The sequence below is a fragment of the Limnohabitans sp. Rim47 genome (assembly GCF_001517545.1).
In the GTDB taxonomy this organism is placed as follows: Bacteria; Pseudomonadota; Gammaproteobacteria; order Burkholderiales; family Burkholderiaceae_C; genus Limnohabitans_A.
Genome location: NZ_FBYA01000005.1, coordinates 209,093 through 226,041, shown reverse-complemented (window position 1 = coordinate 226,041; position 16,949 = coordinate 209,093). Strand labels below are relative to the sequence as shown.

20 protein-coding genes are annotated in these 16,949 nt (G+C 56.3%); 14 read left to right on the top strand and 6 right to left on the bottom strand.

Features of this window, described 5'->3' with window-relative positions; all coding sequences use genetic code 11:
* Positions 1 to 187, top strand: a 187-nt coding sequence (locus tag BN3544_RS14490) for a hypothetical protein (RefSeq protein ID WP_231733986.1), incomplete at its 5' end; no start/stop codon positions are given.
* 865 nt (positions 188 to 1,052) lie between these two features.
* On the opposite strand, the gene BN3544_RS12835 is transcribed toward BN3544_RS14490, so the two are convergent.
* Entirely contained in the window at positions 1,053 to 1,400 is a 348-nt protein-coding gene (locus tag BN3544_RS12835) for a hypothetical protein (RefSeq protein ID WP_019430952.1), read from the bottom strand.
* Between the two features lie 152 nt (positions 1,401 to 1,552).
* Here BN3544_RS12835 and BN3544_RS12830 point away from each other — a divergent pair, with 152 nt between their 5' ends.
* The 4 genes from BN3544_RS12830 (at position 1,553) to BN3544_RS12815 (ending at position 4,128) form a co-directional block, all read left to right on the top strand.
* Positions 1,553 to 1,993 carry a DUF6641 family protein gene (locus BN3544_RS12830; RefSeq protein WP_019430954.1) on the top strand — a complete coding sequence of 147 codons (441 nt, stop codon included), beginning with the start codon at positions 1,553 to 1,555 and terminating at the stop codon, positions 1,991 to 1,993.
* 79 nt (positions 1,994 to 2,072) lie between these two features.
* Entirely contained in the window at positions 2,073 to 2,462 is a 390-nt protein-coding gene (locus BN3544_RS12825) for a hypothetical protein (RefSeq protein ID WP_019430955.1), read from the top strand.
* Between the two features lie 403 nt (positions 2,463 to 2,865).
* Positions 2,866 to 3,630 (top strand): thioredoxin domain-containing protein, encoded by a 765-nt coding sequence (locus BN3544_RS12820; RefSeq protein WP_019430956.1) that lies wholly within the window; start codon positions 2,866 to 2,868, stop codon positions 3,628 to 3,630.
* Between the two features lie 3 nt (positions 3,631 to 3,633).
* On the top strand, positions 3,634 to 4,128 hold the full coding sequence (locus BN3544_RS12815) for a hypothetical protein (RefSeq protein ID WP_019430957.1): 495 nt from the start codon (positions 3,634 to 3,636) through the stop codon (positions 4,126 to 4,128).
* A 6-nt stretch (positions 4,129 to 4,134) separates the two neighbouring features.
* On the opposite strand, the gene BN3544_RS12810 is transcribed toward BN3544_RS12815, so the two are convergent.
* Positions 4,135 to 4,467: a helix-turn-helix domain-containing protein gene (locus tag BN3544_RS12810; protein ID WP_019430958.1), complete on the bottom strand. Its 333-nt coding sequence runs from the start codon at positions 4,465 to 4,467 to the stop codon at positions 4,135 to 4,137.
* 161 nt (positions 4,468 to 4,628) lie between these two features.
* Between BN3544_RS12810 and BN3544_RS12805 the strand changes: the two genes are divergently transcribed.
* Positions 4,629 to 4,943: a hypothetical protein gene (locus BN3544_RS12805; protein WP_019430959.1), complete on the top strand. Its 315-nt coding sequence runs from the start codon at positions 4,629 to 4,631 to the stop codon at positions 4,941 to 4,943.
* A gap of 148 nt (positions 4,944 to 5,091) precedes the next feature.
* Here BN3544_RS12805 and BN3544_RS14565 read toward each other — a convergent pair whose 3' ends face one another.
* Positions 5,092 to 5,565 (bottom strand): helix-turn-helix transcriptional regulator, encoded by a 474-nt coding sequence (locus BN3544_RS14565; protein WP_306459982.1) that lies wholly within the window; start codon positions 5,563 to 5,565, stop codon positions 5,092 to 5,094.
* A 182-nt stretch (positions 5,566 to 5,747) separates the two neighbouring features.
* Here BN3544_RS14565 and BN3544_RS12795 point away from each other — a divergent pair, with 182 nt between their 5' ends.
* Together BN3544_RS12795 and BN3544_RS12790 are read left to right on the top strand one after the other, a co-directional pair.
* Positions 5,748 to 6,080, top strand: a complete 333-nt coding sequence (locus BN3544_RS12795) for a type II toxin-antitoxin system RelE/ParE family toxin (RefSeq protein WP_019430961.1) — start codon at positions 5,748 to 5,750, stop codon at positions 6,078 to 6,080.
* Positions 6,067 to 6,354, top strand: a complete 288-nt coding sequence (locus BN3544_RS12790; protein ID WP_019430962.1) for a helix-turn-helix domain-containing protein — start codon at positions 6,067 to 6,069, stop codon at positions 6,352 to 6,354. Before BN3544_RS12795 ends, BN3544_RS12790 begins: the two co-directional genes overlap by 14 nt.
* Positions 6,355 to 6,506: 152 nt before the next feature.
* Here the strand turns inward: BN3544_RS12790 and BN3544_RS12785 are convergent, their stop codons facing one another.
* Positions 6,507 to 6,800 carry an RNA recognition motif domain-containing protein gene (locus tag BN3544_RS12785; RefSeq protein WP_036075510.1) on the bottom strand — a complete coding sequence of 98 codons (294 nt, stop codon included), beginning with the start codon at positions 6,798 to 6,800 and terminating at the stop codon, positions 6,507 to 6,509.
* A gap of 532 nt (positions 6,801 to 7,332) precedes the next feature.
* On the opposite strand from BN3544_RS12785, the gene BN3544_RS12775 reads away from it, so the two are divergent.
* Positions 7,333 to 7,647, top strand: coding sequence for a high-potential iron-sulfur protein (locus tag BN3544_RS12775; RefSeq protein WP_019430965.1), 315 nt, complete (start codon positions 7,333 to 7,335; stop codon positions 7,645 to 7,647).
* Positions 7,648 to 7,726: 79 nt separating this feature from the next.
* Here BN3544_RS12775 and BN3544_RS12770 read toward each other — a convergent pair whose 3' ends face one another.
* On the bottom strand, positions 7,727 to 8,650 hold the full coding sequence (locus tag BN3544_RS12770; protein WP_019430966.1) for an MBL fold metallo-hydrolase: 924 nt from the start codon (positions 8,648 to 8,650) through the stop codon (positions 7,727 to 7,729).
* Positions 8,651 to 8,665: 15 nt separating this feature from the next.
* Complete coding sequence (locus tag BN3544_RS12765) at positions 8,666 to 10,351, bottom strand: AMP-binding protein (protein WP_026036828.1); 1,686 nt, start codon at positions 10,349 to 10,351, stop codon at positions 8,666 to 8,668.
* Between the two features lie 163 nt (positions 10,352 to 10,514).
* Here BN3544_RS12765 and BN3544_RS12760 point away from each other — a divergent pair, with 163 nt between their 5' ends.
* From BN3544_RS12760 to glyS, 5 genes are all read left to right on the top strand, one after another.
* Complete coding sequence (locus BN3544_RS12760; RefSeq protein ID WP_081499404.1) at positions 10,515 to 11,252, top strand: GNAT family N-acetyltransferase; 738 nt, start codon at positions 10,515 to 10,517, stop codon at positions 11,250 to 11,252.
* Between the two features lie 72 nt (positions 11,253 to 11,324).
* Positions 11,325 to 12,218 (top strand): HlyC/CorC family transporter, encoded by an 894-nt coding sequence (locus BN3544_RS12755; RefSeq protein WP_019430969.1) that lies wholly within the window; start codon positions 11,325 to 11,327, stop codon positions 12,216 to 12,218.
* A complete protein-coding gene (gene lnt / locus BN3544_RS12750; protein ID WP_019430970.1) occupies positions 12,215 to 13,795 on the top strand; it encodes an apolipoprotein N-acyltransferase in 1,581 nt (526 codons plus the stop codon). Before BN3544_RS12755 ends, lnt begins: the two co-directional genes overlap by 4 nt.
* Positions 13,796 to 13,863: 68 nt before the next feature.
* Positions 13,864 to 14,769: a glycine--tRNA ligase subunit alpha gene (glyQ, locus tag BN3544_RS12745; RefSeq protein ID WP_059356000.1), complete on the top strand. Its 906-nt coding sequence runs from the start codon at positions 13,864 to 13,866 to the stop codon at positions 14,767 to 14,769.
* Between the two features lie 11 nt (positions 14,770 to 14,780).
* Positions 14,781 to 16,937 (top strand): glycine--tRNA ligase subunit beta, encoded by a 2,157-nt coding sequence (gene glyS, locus BN3544_RS12740; RefSeq protein WP_026036829.1) that lies wholly within the window; start codon positions 14,781 to 14,783, stop codon positions 16,935 to 16,937.
* The last annotated feature ends 12 nt before the right edge of the window (positions 16,938 to 16,949 follow it).

The window sequence follows — 16,949 nt, the reverse complement described above, 5'->3', positions numbered from 1 at the left end:
ACTTCATGCGCCTGACCTTGCCTATCATTTCCATGGTGATCACCTTCTTGCTCTCCTGCTGAATATTTCAGCAGGCCAGTTGAACACCCTGGTCAATTTTGAGTCGGCACTCCTAGGTTTAGATGGTCAGTTTTCGGTCGGCGGCAACATAAGTGATTTTGCTGTTGCCATATGTTGCTCCAAATAATGTGCGTGAAATAAGTGTGCGTTCTTATCGGTGTTGAGAACAAGAGAAACCCGATGCTTTGGCGGGTTGATAGTGATCTGTTCTAAAACAAGAGGTTGCGTTGCCGTCCAAGTAGTTTGTGTATTCTGTTATGTCTCAAGTATTTACATCTGTGCGTGGGGTGCGGACTACAAAACGCACAGAACGCATAAAAAGCCCTACAACGGCGTTTTGAATGCCGCCAGCATCGCAGCGAGCAAGGACGAAAAGATCACCGCGTGTAGGGCTGATTTGAGGTGTTGCTGCGTGTCTGTGCCCGAAATCCCATTGCTGCAACAAAAATCTGTGCTGCAGTTTTCTGCGTGGTGCTGAAAATCATTCGCCTGGTGATTTGCTCTAACACCACCAATGAACAAGCAAGTGGTCATACGAAAGTATTGCCAGATGTTGTGCGTCTATGTGTGTGAGATGTAATGAGCGAACTGGCGTTCGCTGTGCAGTCGTAATGCTCAAGTCGCTTCGCTCCATCGCATTACTCGGCACCACTTGCTTCGCTTTAGATGTTTGGTATTGACTGGTTTGGGAAAGTTTTGAGCAAACGACGGCTATGTCATCGCGTAGATGAACAGAAGCCGCCGTGTCGTTCTGGTCAGTGCAAAGCCCATCGCAGGACGAGATTGGAAGAGTTTGACGCAAGACGAATGTATTGGAACTTGCAAACTGCTTCTGCATTGATTTGCATCGCAGCAACTCTGCGGCTCACTCAGTGCAACAAGCCTTCAATCCAACCTGTTGCGAGTGCGGGGTCATTAGCCGTCATATTACAACCCGCGTTTGTTCCCTTTGTTTGAGCAGTGGAGTATCTGCTGTAGAAGTGCCTAAATGTTTAGTGTTGTGCCTGTGTCAGATGTCTGTGCTGTTTGAATAGTTGCCTGTTGATCTTGCTGCTGATGTTGAGAATGGGATTGGCAGATGCAGGCTTGAGACGGCAGCGTGTTCGCTTGTTGCTCATTGCTTGCTGAAACTGTTCCAGTGTCGTTCGTTGTGATTGAGTCAGTAGGTTGCTGTGATGTGTGAGTAGAGCGTATGCCTGTTGTTGTGCCTGTAGTAATCGGATGTGCGTAGTGCCAAATGTTTGAGCGTTGAAACCAGCGTCTGCCAGCCACTCGTTGGCTTTGATGGTGTCTGCTGTTTCGTATTTGCGGATTTGGTGTTGTAGTTCGTGTTTCTGCATACATCTATTTAGCAGCGACCAAACAATGCCAACTAAAAAGTGAATGATTGTTTGGTGCGTGTGGCACTTTGACACTGGACGGCAGAAAGAGGTTGTCCAGATGTTGGTGATGAAAATAAAGTTAGTTCAGTGCAACAAAGAAAGGAAATGAAATGACTGCATTGAACGGACTGAAACTGACAGCAGCACAGAAGCCCACGCAAATGTCGCCAATCCAGCAACGCCGAAACAAGTTGGCGAAACGCTTGTGGGAACAGATGGAGTTGGCAAAGGCACAGCAAACGGGTGGAACATTCGCACCCAAAAAGTTCCGCTCGATTACAGATGCGAACACTGGCGAACGCAAGCAAGTGGAAACGAGCAAACGGGTCAAGGCTTGGTGGTTTGTTGCTGACAACGGTAAGTTGGTTTTGAGCGTGAGATACGGCACCAAAGTGCTTGAGTTGGCAAAGGGCAAGTGGGCAGTTGAGGTAGGTAGCGACAAGGATTTGGTGCCCACGCTTGAACTGCTGAAGGGTGCGGTATTGGGTGGTGAGTTGGATGCACAGATTGAGGCAGCGTCCAACAAATTGCGTGAGGGCTTTGGAGGGTAAGGATTGGGGGTAGAGGGTATGGTTTATTGAAAAGCACGGTTTTTGCCACGCTGCTTGGGTAGGGTGAAAAACCGTGCTTATGGATAAACAGGGGCTGTTGATGCAGCAATATGTGGGCACTAAATACTTGATGAACAAATATTTGGTGACCGTGCGTGTAGGTGGGAAGTTGGTGAAAACAGTAGTCTTTGCTGACAGCACTATCCACGCAAGACTGCTGTGTCAATACAAGTATGGGATGAACAGCATTGCTGTCAGTCCTGTGCGTGTGGATGAAGCAGAAGATGACAGCACATTGCTTGACAGCACCATCAAGCCCAAGCCTCCAATGACGCCAGCCCAAGCCCGCATCAACTCGCTCAAGCAAGGCGTTGAGCGTAGTAGAGAGCAACTACACGCAGAACGCGAGCGACAACGACAACAGCGTGAAGCAGAACGCAAACGCAAGCAACAACAGCAACGCTTCTAACGCTGCGTAGTGCTGTGCTTGACAGCGTAGTGCAACGCTGAAATGTTGCAAAACGGCGTGAAAACGCTGGTTATGACGGCGAAATGTAGTGATTAAAAAATCTCGGCAACACGGATGAGAGGTATAGTAAAAATGGTGCGAGATACATTGACAGCAGCGTTTTACGAAACGCAGCAAAAACACGCACACCCCACTTTTAGAACGCTGCAGATGCTTGGGCTAAAACATCTCTTATGGTTCATTAGCGTTTTGAAAATCCGCGTGTCGTTGGTTCGATTCCGACCCAGGCCACCAAAATTGAAACCCTCATCAGTGCAAGCTGGTGGGGGTTTTCTGCTTTCTGGGTGGCTGAATAACGCATGCCACAATTCTTCTCAGCCCTTTAGGCAGGACAGGAGAGCTAATGACCCGTGACCCCTCGATACCCCAGCAGCCCAGCCTATGGCGCCGATTCGTGGCCTTCAAGACGTTGTTGGTGTCCTTCTCCCTGGTGGGCTTGCTGGCAAGTAATGTGGCCAGTCTGGTGAGTGCCGGTGCCCATGACTGGATGCACAACGCTTTGTGGCGTGTTCTCTCCATCGGCGGTCAGGCTGTTGCAGACCGGGCTTTGGCGAACAGTCCAAAGGCAAAACTGGATGAGACGGTTAAGGTAAAAACGGCTGATCTGGATTCGAAAAACAGGCTCCAGGCCAAGGAACTGGAAGACGTCCATGTCAAGAATCGGAAACTGGCTCAGCAGTTGGATACGAACGGCAAACAAGCCAAGGCCACCGTGGCGGCAGTCCATCAAAGGTTGGTCAAAGGTGTTTCCAGGAATGTGGCGGCCTTGCCAAGCGAGTCCATTCCATACCTTGGGCTGGGCGTGACATTGGCGGTGACGTCTTTGGACATCTACGATGCTTGCCAGACCATGAAGGATTTCAATGACCTTCTTCGGATGATGGGCCAGGGCGAAGAAAAGCCAGATCTGTGTGGGCAAAAGGTGCCAACGGTGGATCAGGTGCTGGCTTCGACCAAGGCGGAGTGGCGGAGTAGTGTTCAGCGTGTCACGGATGACGCGAAGGCTTTTAAAGTGGCCGTGCCCGATGTTCGCTTGCCAACCCGCGAAGAAATGACCAAGGCGTCATGTGCTGCAGTTGCGGTGCCTTACCTTTGCCCGGAGAAGTGACACATGAAGACCGGATTGCCCAGTAAATGGGCCATGGTGATGCTGAGCATGGCTTTGGTGGCATGCGGCGAAGCCACTCCAGCGAACACGCCTACCGAACCTGCCCAGGCTGTCCAAGCGTGGAAAGACACGCCCGTGATGTCCATTGCCTTGCAAGAGGTGGTGGACACCTATGTGCTCGGCGGAACCAGAACAGACCTGCAACGTGAGGCCATGACCGCCAAGCTGGTCGGTGCCACGGTGGTGTGGCGCTTCAAGGTGTACGACATTGCGAAAGAAGATGGACGCTATCGCGTCACGTCCGAGTTGATGGACGGAACAGAGCCTGGAGCCTTTGGCAAATTCACTGTGGTGGCCTTTGTGACCCCAAGGGATGAGCAGGATGTCCAGGCCTTGCTGAAACTGCAAACCGGCAGCGAGATCGAGATTCGTGGCCGGGTGGATGGCGTGACCGTCAGGACCGCCTTGGTGCTCAGTCCGGCAGAACTGGTCCGCTGACCGGATTCAGGCTTCTGCCATGTGGGCCATCAGCACGCCCACTTTTTGTTTCCGTACCTTGCTGGGGATCTTGTGCAGAGCCAGCAATAGGTCGGCAATGTCCTGTTCCTCGCAGTACATGTAGGGCGGAGGTACGTCCAAAACATTGGACAGCAGCTTCACCGTGGCAAACGGTGGCTCATGGACACCAAGCTCGTACCGGCTGATCCGAGCTCTGGCACTGGATTCATCTAGGCCGATGGCCACCCCCACCTTTTCCTGAGCAAGACCCAAAGCTTCACGGCGTTCGCGCATGCGGCGACCGACGATGGAGGTAGGTAGATTTTTTTCATCTTGCACGTCACGAGTTTCGTGACAGCAGTCATAATTGTCGTCACGAAAGTCGTTACAAACGCTGGCACTTGATCCGGAAGAGGGAATATGTCCATATCACTTACGTTGGCATCCATATTCGGAAAGCCTGCCGCTTCGATGTATTTGTCTCGGGTGGGGTGGCGTAAATGAGATTTGTAGTTCCTATCCCGTTGTGGATTTATCTCACCTATGCACTAGTTGCAATTTCTGTAGGTGCAACTGCGCTGTACATTGCTTTGGTCATATTTCTAATTTATATGCTGATTACTCAGCCTCGGCAAATAGTTGGATTTTTCTTGGGGATTGCTGTCTTGTCTGCAATGTTTCAGCATTGGAAGGTGACATTGTTGGTATTGCTCTTTGCGCTGATTGCTAAATATCTCTTCCGAAATAGGGTGGATACTCCTGTGCAGAAATTACAGGAGTCAGGCGGGGCGAATCCAAATCAAAATGGGAGTTGATGCTCAACTTCTATCTCAAGGCCACTGGCCAGACTTGACGGCGTTCAGGATGGTGCTGCTGGCATCAGGATGATCCGGTGAGCGGTGGGGAGTCGGCGGCTTTCGTTTTTTGCCCCCTAACCTCGCCCACGTCCTGGTCGTTCAAGAGCTATGCGATCAGGTTGCCGATGGCATGCATCAGAGTCTTTCTGTTTTCGATCGGGTCTGAGGTATCCTGGACACCGAACCCACTCATTTCGGCGTGGGTGCGCTTGGCCCACGCCATGACCTCGTCGAGTTTGAAGCGCACGAGCTTGCCGACGCGAATGCAAGGGATCTCCAAAGTCCTGCGCATATTCGGGTGCGTAAACAAATACAGGGGAAGACTGGTGGCGGCGGCCATCTCCCGGGCGGAGTAAAGCCTCACATTCGACGTAACGGCGACATCGCTCCCACGCTCCCACGTTGCTTCGTGTAGTGCCTGTTCTTCAAAAAGGAAGATCTCGTCCAGCGGGTACGTCACGCGCTTTGAAAGCTTGAGGTAACGCGGACCTCGGCCTTCTGATCGCCAACGCTGCAATGTCTTGGGGCTGACGCCCCAGCGTGTGGCAAGTTCGTTCTCATTGATGGCAATTTGCTGCATGTCAGTGCTCCTGGTGGTTGACGGGAGCATGTATTCAGGTCGAGTTTTCGCGAAAAGCCAAGCCCGAGGGCGATGTCGGAAAAGTGCTGTGGCTGTGATGCGCAGCGGAGCCCTTTTGAGCAGCAAGGCGATGGTCACAGGCGGGTTTGACGGTAATTAACATATTTGTTACTATGCGGGCGATGGAATACGAGATCCGCTACTACAGCGAAGCCTTACAAGATGAGATCTTGGACTTGCCTGACACGCTGGCTGCGCGCTATGTGGTGCTGACTCGGCGCATGGTGGCGCTGGGACCCAATCTGGGCGAGCCTCACACCAAGGCCATGAAGAGCGGCTTGTTCGAACTTCGGCTCAAAGGTGCTGAAGGCATTGCTCGGGTGTTTTATTGCACGCAGGTGGGCCGACGGATCGTGATGTTGCACAGTTTCGTGAAGAAGACCAATCGCACGCCCCCGCGCGAGTTGGATACGGCGATGAGTCGCTTGAAAGAGGTGAAGCATGAAAACGCATGACGAAGTGGTCAAGGCACTGATGAGCCGCTCTGGCGTGAAAGCCGAGGTTGAACGCATCGAACGAGAAGAAGGTGAGCTGCTCGACGCCTTGCTCAAGGCCAGGCAGGAAGCCGGCTTGACGCAGGCGGAGCTCGCTGCACGGATGGGCACGCAAGCGCCATCGGTGGCGCGGCTGGAGAAATCTCTGGCAACGGGGAAACATTCACCATCGGTCGCCACGCTGCGCCGCTACGTACAAGCGTGTGGCAAGAATCTGCGGTTGCAGGTCTGCTGATTTACATTCAGGCGAGGGTATAAGCGATTCAGACTTGGGTTGTGAGTAGGTGACGCAAATTTCAAGAAAAGTGGCCAACCTCTGGCAGAAGGGGTCAAAGTACCCAAAAAAAAGCCGCTGTGAAGCGGCTTTTTTTGGAACAACTGAAATGATCAGTTGCGGTTGTCGCGGTAACCGCTGCCGTAGCCGGTGCTTGGCTCTTTGGGCTTGGAGATGTTCACAACGATCGAACGACCACTGACGGACATGCCATTCAAGCCAGTGATGGCCGCTTGTGCTTCTTCGGCGCTGGACATTTCAACAAAGGCAAAACCTTTGGAGCGACCTGTATCGCGGTCCATCATGACTTTGGCTGACAGAACGCCGCCAAATTCAGAGAAATTTTGACGCAAGCTGGCGTCGTCGATGGTGTAAGGCAAATTGCCCACGTAAATTTTGCTGCTCATGGTTGAGCCTTTCAGAGAGGTGGCGTGCAGGTTTTGAGGTAAAGCCTGCATGCAGAAAATGGCGGTTTCTTGAAGGATTCCGCCGGGAAAAGTGCGCCGCCTGATGGCGTCAGCACATTTGTTGGGGTGTGACAGGGCTTTGCAGCCAGTCGCGAGTGGTTATGTCAATCACGCGATCAGCTTCTTGTCGGGTGAAGGGATGCTCGAGCCAAAAGGGCGCTTGTTTCAAAACCCAGCTTTCAGACGCAGAGCGTTTCGGGATGTAAGCGCCAATGCCTGAATTGAAAGCGCTTGTCTCGGGCAAAGCGACGGATAGACCCGAGTGCATCGGTATTATATTTCCGAAAAATATATCGGTCAATTTTTTTACTTCTAATGGTTTTATGTAGGCAAAGCAGCCCGAATAACCGTGTGCTGTGGTTGGGGCGCGCTAAGGTCCTGTTGCAGACAAGGAGTTCTTCATAGGAGACAATCTGGCTGCCAGTATGTTCTGGCCCATTTTGCTCAGGAGTCTCCGATGCTTTCACCTTGCATGTCTTTCAATTCCAGCCGCCGTGTCTTCATGATGCAAGTGGCTACTGCTGCCAGCGCTGTGATGGTGATGGGTGAGGCCTCGGCCCAGGCCATGGTCGACGAAAAGGATCCTCAAGCCGCCGGCTTGTCCTACAAAGCCGATGCCACCAAGGTGGACAAGGCCAAAAATCCGAAATTCGCCGCTGGATCCAACTGCGCCAATTGTGCGTTGTTCCAAGGCAAGGCAGGCGCTGCAGCAGGTGCTTGCCCCTTGTTTGCAGGCAAGCAAGTGAGTGCCAAAGCATGGTGCTCTGCTTGGGCCAAAAAGGCCTGATCAGTCACGGTGCCTTTCGGGGTGTCTACCTGATTCAAACCGCCCTCGGGCGGTTTTTTTTTCACCCTTCGCACTCGACTCAAGCATCGTGCAAGATGCCATCTCGCACTTCGAGCGCCCCGCTGCGTTCCAGTTCGGCCAGCATCATGTCAATCCAGGTGCTTAAGGTGTGGCTTTGGCCAAAACGTTTGTGCAGGTCATTTACGTAGGGCACTTGCAAGGCCCAGGCGCTGAACTCGACTTTGGAAATACGACCCCATTCCAGCAATTTGAACTTGAGCAGCACTTTTGCGCCATAACGCGCATGGCGCTCTGGGTTTTTGGCAAAACCTTCGAGCTTGCTACGGGCCAGCGCCAAGGCCTGGGCGACTTCGGTGAACACAGCCCCATGCCCAGGAATGATGGTGACCGGGTTCAGTTGCTCGATCAAATCGAGTGTTTGTCCCACTTCATCAAATGCATCAATCCCCACCAGTTCGGGGAACACCACGCCAAAACCGTTTTGCCAAAGCGCATCGGCCGACATCAGCAAGCGGTGTTCAGGTGCGAACAAAATGACCGAGTGTGGATCGTGCCCCGGTGCTGCATGGACTTCCCACGTTGTGTTGGCCCAGTGGTGGCTGCTGCCGGGCTGGAGCAAGCCTGTGAATTGAAATGGGGGGCAGTTTTGCCCTGTCGGTTTGTAGCTCAGTGCGTCTTCACACCAGGTTCTGACATCAGGTGCAGAGCCGGGCGGTATCCAGGTTTGCAGCGCTGGGTAGCGTGTTTGCAGGGCCTGGTTGCCGCCGCAGTGGTCACTGTGCAGGTGGGTGTTGGCCAGTTGGTCCAGTGCTCTGCCCTGCAGAGCATGCTCGACCAGTGCCAGCGTTTGGGCTTGGTGCGTGACGTAGCCGCTGTCCACCAGCGTGGCACTGTTCGCGTCGCACAGCAGCACGTTGTTGGCCGATAGCCAGCCGCGTTCCAACACGGTCACGCCTGCAGGCAAAGAAACAAAGGCGGTCATGCGCGTGTTGGCACTTTATTTGTTGCTGCGCAATTCCCGGCGCAGGATTTTTCCGACGTTGGATTTGGGCAATTCATCGCGGAATTCGATGTATTTCGGGCGTTTGTAGCCGGTCAGGTTTTCTTGGCAGAAGCGTGACACGGCTTCTTCGGTGAGCAAGGGGTCATTGCGCACCACAAACACCTTGATGGTTTCGCCTTGCATGGTGTCGGCAATGCCCACCACAGCACACTCCACGACGCCTGGGCAAGTCGAGATGACGTTCTCCAGCTCGCTCGGGAAGACATTGAAGCCGCTCACGATGATCATGTCCTTCTTGCGGTCGACGATGCGTGTGAAGCCCTCTTGGTCCATGATGCCGACGTCGCCCGTGCGCATGAAACCATCGGCCGTGAAGGTTTTGACATTTTCTTCGGGCTGGTTGTAGTAGCCCGTCATCACGTTCGGACCGCGAATGCAAATCTCCCCCGAGCTGCCAACGGGCAGGCTTTGTCCGGCATCGTCTTTGATGGCGATGTCGATGCTGGGCAGCGGCAAACCGATGTTGCCGCTGAAGTGAGTTTGCGTGACGGGGTTGTTGGTGCCGATGGCGCAGGTTTCGCTCATGCCCCAGCCTTCGATCATGGCGCTGCCTGTGGCGGCTTGCCAATGGCGTGCAGTGCCTTCAGAGGCGGCCATGCCGCCTGCCTGTGTCAATCGCAGCGAAGAAAAATCGATCGTCTTGAACATCGGGTGTTGCATCAAGGCGTTGAACAAGGTGTTCACGCCAGGCAGCATGTGAAACGGCCGCTGCTTGAGCACGTCAATGAACTTGCCAAAGTCCCGTGGATTGGGCACCAAGGTCAGGTGAGAGCCTTGGCGGATGGCCAGCAAGCACAGTGTCAAAGCGAAGATGTGGTACAGCGGCAAGGCGGCGATGCTGTTGACTTTGCGCAGATCACCAAGGCTGGCCAGCGCCGGGGTGAACCAGCCTTCGGCTTGCAAAATGGCCGCCACAATGTTGCGGTGGGTCAGCACAGCCCCCTTGGACAAACCCGTGGTTCCCCCGGTGTATTGCAAGAACGCAATGTCATCCAGCGTTTGCGGCGTGGCTTTCAGGTTCAGGTGACGGCCCTTTGCAATCGCTTTTTTGAAGGTTGTGACCGTGCGGCCGCCGTCGAGTGGCAACTCGAACTCGGGCACCATTTTGGCCAAATGGCGCACGGCAAACGTCATCCAGCGGCCATACCAAGCCCCGAGCAAATCGCCAATCGAGGCGACCACCACATGTTGAATATCGGAGTGCTCAATCACTTCCTGCAAGGTCGCAGCAAAGTTTTCCAGAATGACAATGGTCGTGGCACCCGAGTCTTTCAGTTGGTGTTGCAGCTCTCTGGCTGTGTAAAGCGGGTTGACGTTCACGCAGGTATAGCCGGCGCGCAGGATCGCTGCCATGGTCACGGCAAACTGAGGCAAATTGGGCAGCATGATGGCCACCCGGCTGCCTGGAGCCAAGCCTTTGTCTTGCAACCAAGCGCCCAGGGCTTTTGAGAGTTCGTCCAGCTCTTTGAAGCTCATCCAGCGGTCCATGCAGACCGAAAAAGGGCTGTTGCTGTGCTCACGGAAAGCCGTCTCCAGCAAGTCCGTCAAGCTGCTGTATTGGTTGGGGTCGATGTCGTGTGGGACACCGGGTGGGTAATTCTTTAACCAGATACGTTCCATCGCTTGATCTCCTAGATCGCCCCATTGTGGCCATCTCAGAGTCAATGTGTGATCGGGCAATTCCTGAGTGAGGCCCTTCAACGTCTCAAAGGCGACAAACATGGGGCGCAGACAAATCCGAGTGATTGGGCAGGGATTAAGGGAAAACCCGTATAGTTGCGCCATGTCACCTTCAAACCCCCGTCCAGGACTTTGGCGCCGACTTTGGCGACGTTGGGTGGCGTGTGTCGATACCGGTACACATGTTGGACGCGGTTCTGCGCGATCTTTTGGGGGCTGGATTCCCATCCGGTCCTTGTCGCCACGCCACAAGCCGCGCATCCTCAAGCATTTGTTGTCATTGGCACCCGAAGACCGTTATTTGCGTTTTGGTTACCCCGCGACCGATGAGCAAATAGAGCGCTATGTGTTGGGTTTGAACTTTGACCGTGATGAGATTTTTGGGGTGTTCAACCGCCGATTGGACTTGGTAGCGATGGCTCATTTGGCCTTTTCGGTCGATCCTCAGTGGGCCACTTGTGCCGAGTTTGGTGTGTCTGTGGCCTCGCATCAGCGCGGCAAAGGGCTGGGTGTGCGTCTTTTTAACCATGCCGTGATGCAAGCCCGCAACCAGGGCGTGAGCATGATCTTTATCCACGCCTTGAGTGAAAACGTGGCCATGCTCAAAATCGCACGCCACGCCGGCGCCAGGGTGCAGCGCGATGGCAGCGAGAGCGAGGCTTACCTGAGCTTGCCCGAGGCCACGCTCGACAGTCAGTTGAGCGGCCTGATGCAAGAACAGATGGCTGAGCTGGACTACCAATTGAAAAACCAGGCCCATCAATTTCGCGAGTGGTTGGCCACCGTGCAAGAGATTCGCCAGGGGGTGCGTCAAGCACGGCACAGTCCAAACAAGCCATAGTTTGGTGGTTTGTCATTTGAATCCGCTATCCTAGAGACTTCGTCATAACCGCATGTCCTGCACTCCCTGACTGTGTCCGACCCCCATCCTGCGCGCCACCCCGAGCGCGAAGACAAGCGCAGTTTTCTGCAAAAGCTGGCCGAATTCATCCATCCCGGCCCTGACTCTACCGACGAGTTGATCGAAACCTTGGCCGAGGCCGAGGTCAACCACATCATCAATGCCGAGAGCCGTTTGATGCTCGAAGGCGTGATTCGCATGGCCGACATGACGGCGGGCGATGTGATGGTGGCCGCCCCCCGGATGGATTTGCTGGACATTGAAGACCCGTTTGACCAGTTGCTGCACCAGGTGATTGAGACCGCGCACTCGCGTTTTCCGGTTTTTGAGGGCGAAAAAGAAAACATCATCGGCATCTTGCTGGCCAAAGACCTGCTCAAACTGCAGCGGGCCCCGGAGTTGAACATCCGTGCCTTGCTGCGCCCAGCGGTTTTTGTGCCCGAGAGCAAAGGCCTGAACGATTTGTTGCGCCAGTTCCGCGACAACCGCAACCATTTGGCGATCGTCATTGACGAGTTTGGCCGCACTGCGGGGCTCATCACCATCGAGGATGTGCTGGAGCAAATTGTGGGCGAAATCGAGGACGAGTTCGACATCGCCGATGACGAGGGTGATATTTTTGGCTTGCCTGACCGCAGTTTCCGCGTGAGTGGTGACACCTCGCTTGACCGGGTCAGCGAGGCCTTTGGCGTGAACTTGCAAGAGGCCCGCGAAGATGCCGAAGGTCCGGATTTCGACACCATCGGGGGGCTGATCGCCCACGAAATGGGCCATGTGCCGCGCCGGGGTGAAAAATACATTTTGGCGGGCCTGCAGTTTGTGGTCTTGCACACCCGGGCTGGCGCTGTGCGCTGGTTCAAGGTGTCGCCTGTTTCCGCGTTATCCACCGCCGAGCCCAAGGCATGAATTTCGGCCCTGAGCGAGCGCGCGGCCTGCAGACCGTGTGGCCCGCTTTGGCCGGTGCCGCACAGGCTGCGTCCATCGCCATGCCCGGCAGTGGCCAGGCGCAGGGTTGGCTACAGGTGCTGAGCCTCGCGGTCCTGGCCGCGGGTTTGTCTCGCACCGCACGGTCCCATGACGACCCCGCTAAATCCATCACCCTCAAGCGCGCCGCCTGGCAAGGCAGCGTGTTTGCTACCGTTTGGTTGGCGGGCTGCTTTTGGTGGTTGTATGTGTCCATGCACGACGTGGGCGGTTTGCCTGCGCCTTTGGCGGTGCTGGCGGTTGTGGCTCTGGCGGCGGCGATGTCGCTGTTTTATGCCCTGGCCTGTGCGGTTTGGGTGGGGCTGGCGCGTCATCGTGTGTGGTTCGATCGGCCTTGGGGGCTCAGTGTGTTGTTCGCGGCCGCTTGGACGCTGGCCGAACTCATGCGCGGCCAGTGGTTCACCGGCTTTCCTTGGGGGGCGGGCGGTTATGCCCATGTGGATGGCGTGTTGGCCGTCTGGGCCCCGTGGGTGGGCGTGTATGGCATGGGGGCCATCGCTGCTGCGCTGGCCATGCGGCTGGCACTGGCTGGCGTGGGCTGGCGCGCTGCCAAAACCCTGATGGGCGTGGGTGCCTTGTCTTGGGCCTTGCAAGCCTGGGTGCCTGCTTTCACGACCTCGGCGGGGGTGGGGCAGGTGGAGCTGCTGCAAGCCAATATTTCGCAAAACACCAAGTTTGATGCAGGCAGTGGCATCCGCGATGCCTTGCATTGGTACGACGCGCGGCTGCGAGAAAGCCAGCAGCCTTTGGTGGTGACACCAGAAACCGCCATCCCCTTGCTGCCCCGGCATTTGCCCGAAGGGTATTGGGCGGGTTTGCAGCAGCATTTCGCGCAAGCCGGTCGACCGCTGGCGCTGGTGGGCTTGCCTTTGGGCTCTTTGTCCGAGGGTTACACCAACTCGGTGCTGGCGCTGGGGCCGCAGGCGCTGCAAGGGCCGGGCGCTTACCGTTACGACAAATCCCATCTGGTGCCTTTTGGCGAATTCATTCCGCCCGGCTTTGTCTGGTTTGTGCGTCAAATGCAGATTCCGTTGGGTGACTTCCGCTCTGCGGGCCCCGAGCAGCCCGCCATCGAATGGCAAGGCCAGCGCTTGGCGCCCAACATTTGTTACGAAGACCTGTTTGGCGAAGAGTTGGCCATCCGCTTCAAAGACCCGGCCACGGCACCTACCGCCTTGGTGAACGTGAGCAACATCGCCTGGTTTGGCGACACCTTGGCGGTTGACCAGCACCTGAACATTTCGCGCCTGCGTGCCATGGAGTTGGGCAGACCCATGCTGCGCGCCACCAACACGGGGGCCACGGCCATCATTGACCATCAGGGCCGTGTGACGGACCAATTGCCACGTTTTACCCGGGGGAGCCTGGTGGGCCATTACGAGGGGCGTCATGGCCTCACACCCTTTGCCCGCTGGGCTTCGGCTTGGGGTTTGTGGCCGCTTTGGGGCTTGTGTTGTGCCGTCCTGGGGTGGGCGTTTTTGAGGCGACAAAGACCGTAAAATCAAGGGTTCGCGCAAAGTTTGCGCCCATCCAACCTCCGCCAGCTCGCTGCTGGCCTGCTCAGGCCATGTTGACCTTCCAGCAAATCATTCTCAAATTGCAGCAATACTGGGATGCCCAGGGCTGCGCCTTGCTCCAGCCCTACGACATGGAAGTCGGCGCGGGCACCAGCCACACCGCTACGTTTTTGCGCGCCATCGGCCCTGAGCCTTGGAAAGCCGCTTACGTGCAGCCCAGCCGCCGCCCCAAAGATGGCCGCTATGGTGAAAMCCCCAACCGCCTGCAGCACTACTACCAGTTTCAGGTTGTGCTCAAGCCAGCGCCCAGCAACATCTTGGAGCTTTACCTGGGTTCGCTCGAAGCGCTGGGCTTTGATCTGAAGAAAAATGACATCCGTTTTGTCGAAGACGACTGGGAAAACCCCACTTTGGGTGCCTGGGGTTTGGGCTGGGAGGTCTGGCTCAACGGCATGGAAGTGACGCAGTTCACCTACTTCCAGCAAGTCGGCGGCATCGACTGCAAGCCGATCACCGGCGAGATCACCTACGGGCTGGAGCGACTGGCCATGTATTTGCAGGGCGTGGACAACGTTTACAACCTGAAGTGGACCGACACCATGAGTTATGGCGACGTGTACCTGCAAAACGAGCAGGAACAATCCGCCTACAACTTCGAGCATTCGGACGCCGACTTCTTGTTTGTGGCTTTCAGCGCTCACGAAAAGCAGGCACAAAACCTGATCGTCAAGCAGCTGGCACTGCCCGCCTACGAGCAGGTGCTCAAGGCCGCACACACCTTCAACCTGCTGGACGCGCGCGGCGCGATCAGCGTAACTGAGCGCGCCGCCTACATTGGCCGCATCCGCAACCTGGCCCGCAGTGTGGCGCAGAGTTATTACGAAAGCCGCGAACGTCTGGACTTCCCGATGGCCCCGCGTGAATGGGTTGCCCAAATGCCCAAGAAAGCCGCGTGAGGGAGAACGACATGACGATACAAAACTTGCTGGTTGAACTGTTTGTCGAAGAGCTGCCGCCCAAGGTGCTCAATAAGTTGGGCTTGGCCTTTTCGGGTGTGCTGGCCGAGCAACTCAAGGCCCAGGGCCTGGCGGGTGCTGATGCCGTGGTGACCGCGTTTGCATCGCCCCGCCGCTTGGCCGCGCATGTGACGGCTGTGGCCGCGCAAGCTGCCGACAAGGCCGTGCAGCAAAAGCTGATGCCTGTGGCCGTGGGTCTGGATGCTGCTGGAAACGCCACACCCGCCTTGCTCAAAAAGCTGCAAGCCCTGGGCGCTGACCTGAGCGATCCGGCTGCCGCTGTGGCCGCGCTCAAGCGCGCCCCCGACGCGTCTGGCAAAGCGGGTGCCGAAGCCCTTTTTTACGACAGCGTGGTCAAAGGCGCTTCGCTGCAAGTGGGCTTGCAAAAGGCGCTGGAAGAAGCGCTGGCCAAACTGCCTATTCCCAAAGTCATGCAGTACCAGCTGGAAACCGATTGCGGCATCGAGAACTTTTTGCCCGGCTGGACCAGCGTCAACTTTGTGCGTCCGGCGCACAGTTTGATCGCCATGCACGGTGCCGCCGTGGTGCCGGTCAAGGCCTTGGGCTTGAGCGCAGGCAACAGCACACAAGGTCATCGCTTTGAAGCCAAGGTCTCGCCCGTGGTCTTACCGCACGCCGACCAGTACGACGAAGTGCTCAAGCGCGATGGCGCGGTCATTGCCAGCTTTGCCGAACGCCGTGCCGAGATCGTGCGCCAGCTGAACGCGGCGGCTGCCCAGGTGGGTGGGGGTGCGAAGCCCATCGAAGACGACGCCTTGCTGGACGAAGTGACCGCCTTGGTTGAGCGTCCGAACGTGCTGACTTGCCAGTTTGAGACCGAGTTTTTGGGCGTCCCGCAAGAGTGCCTGATCCTCACGATGAAGGCCAATCAAAAATACTTCCCGCTGCTCGACGCCGCTGGCAAGTTGACGCACCAGTTTTTGGTGGTGAGCAACATCAGCCCCTCGGATGCCTCGGCGGTGATCGGTGGTAATGAGCGCGTGGTGCGCCCGCGCTTGGCCGACGCCAAATTCTTCTTTGACCAAGACCGCAAGAAAACACTGGAGTCGCGCGTCGAAGGCCTGTCCAAGGTGGTTTATCACAACAAGCTGGGCACGCAGGGCGAGCGCATGGCTCGGGTTTGCGCCATTGCCAAGGCCATTGGCCTGCAAGTGGGCGGTGATGCCTTGGCGCAGCAAGCCGAGCAGGCAGCCCGCCTGGCCAAGACCGATTTGCTGACCGATATGGTCGGCGAGTTCCCTGAGTTGCAAGGCATCATGGGCGGTTACTACGCCCGCCACGATGGTCTGAGCACCGAGGTGGCCGAGGCGATCGAAGACCACTACAAACCCCGTTTTGCGGGCGACGAGTTGCCACGCAACAGCGTGGGCTTGGTGGTGGCGCTGGCCGACAAGCTCGAAACCTTGGTGGGCATGTTCGGCATCGGCAATGTGCCCACGGGCGACAAAGACCCGTTCGCGCTGCGCCGTCATGCACTGGGCGTGATCCGTATGCTGATCGAAAAAGATGTGGCTTTGGGCTTGCCCGAGTTGCTGTCGCTGGCCATCCCCGTGTTTGGCGACAAGATCACCAATGCTTCGGGCGCGCTGATTGACTTCATCTATGACCGCTTGGCCGGCAGCTTGCGCGAGCAGGGCTTTAGTGCCCAAGAGGTGGATGCGGTGATGGCGCTGCGTCCCGCTCGTCTGGGTCAGATTGGCCAGTTTTTGTCCGCGGTGCGGGCCTTTGCCGCCTTGCCTGAGAGCCCAGCCTTGGCCGCAGCCAACAAACGGATTGGCAATATCCTGAAAAAAGCCGGTGAGGTGGACGCCCATGTGAACACCGCATTGCTGCAAGAAGACGCCGAGAAAAACCTCTACGCCGTCATGCAAAAGTTGCTGCCTGAATCCGAGGCGCAATTCAAGGCGGGCGACTACACCGCCAGCCTGCAGACCTTGGCTGCGCTGCGCGCCCCGGTCGATGCCTTCTTTGACGATGTGATGGTCAATGCGGAAGAAATGGACCTGCGCCTGAACCGCCAGGGCCTGCTCAAGTCGCTGCATGTGGCGATGAATCGCGTCGCCGATTTGTCGCGCTTGGCTGCCTGATCAAACCACGGC

Excerpts from the sequence above, each read along its gene's own strand:
- BN3544_RS12795 (WP_019430961.1), top strand. The coding sequence starts at position 5,748 with ATGGAATACGAGATCCGCTACTACAGCGAAGCCTTACAAGATGAGATC.
- glyS (WP_026036829.1), top strand. The coding sequence starts at position 14,781 with ATGACGATACAAAACTTGCTGGTTGAACTGTTTGTCGAAGAGCTGCCG.
- BN3544_RS12760 (WP_081499404.1), top strand. The coding sequence starts at position 10,515 with ATGTCACCTTCAAACCCCCGTCCAGGACTTTGGCGCCGACTTTGGCGA.
- BN3544_RS12790 (WP_019430962.1), top strand. The coding sequence starts at position 6,067 with ATGAAAACGCATGACGAAGTGGTCAAGGCACTGATGAGCCGCTCTGGC.
- BN3544_RS12815 (WP_019430957.1), top strand. The coding sequence starts at position 3,634 with ATGAAGACCGGATTGCCCAGTAAATGGGCCATGGTGATGCTGAGCATG.
- BN3544_RS12825 (WP_019430955.1), top strand. The coding sequence starts at position 2,073 with ATGGATAAACAGGGGCTGTTGATGCAGCAATATGTGGGCACTAAATAC.
- BN3544_RS12765 (WP_026036828.1), bottom strand. The coding sequence starts at position 10,351 with ATGGAACGTATCTGGTTAAAGAATTACCCACCCGGTGTCCCACACGAC.
- BN3544_RS12770 (WP_019430966.1), bottom strand. The coding sequence starts at position 8,650 with ATGACCGCCTTTGTTTCTTTGCCTGCAGGCGTGACCGTGTTGGAACGC.
- BN3544_RS14565 (WP_306459982.1), bottom strand. The coding sequence starts at position 5,565 with ATGCAGCAAATTGCCATCAATGAGAACGAACTTGCCACACGCTGGGGC.
- BN3544_RS12830 (WP_019430954.1), top strand. The coding sequence starts at position 1,553 with ATGACTGCATTGAACGGACTGAAACTGACAGCAGCACAGAAGCCCACG.
- BN3544_RS12835 (WP_019430952.1), bottom strand. The coding sequence starts at position 1,400 with ATGCAGAAACACGAACTACAACACCAAATCCGCAAATACGAAACAGCA.
- BN3544_RS12805 (WP_019430959.1), top strand. The coding sequence starts at position 4,629 with ATGAGATTTGTAGTTCCTATCCCGTTGTGGATTTATCTCACCTATGCA.
- BN3544_RS12820 (WP_019430956.1), top strand. The coding sequence starts at position 2,866 with ATGACCCGTGACCCCTCGATACCCCAGCAGCCCAGCCTATGGCGCCGA.
- lnt (WP_019430970.1), top strand. The coding sequence starts at position 12,215 with ATGAATTTCGGCCCTGAGCGAGCGCGCGGCCTGCAGACCGTGTGGCCC.
- BN3544_RS12775 (WP_019430965.1), top strand. The coding sequence starts at position 7,333 with ATGTCTTTCAATTCCAGCCGCCGTGTCTTCATGATGCAAGTGGCTACT.
- BN3544_RS12785 (WP_036075510.1), bottom strand. The coding sequence starts at position 6,800 with ATGAGCAGCAAAATTTACGTGGGCAATTTGCCTTACACCATCGACGAC.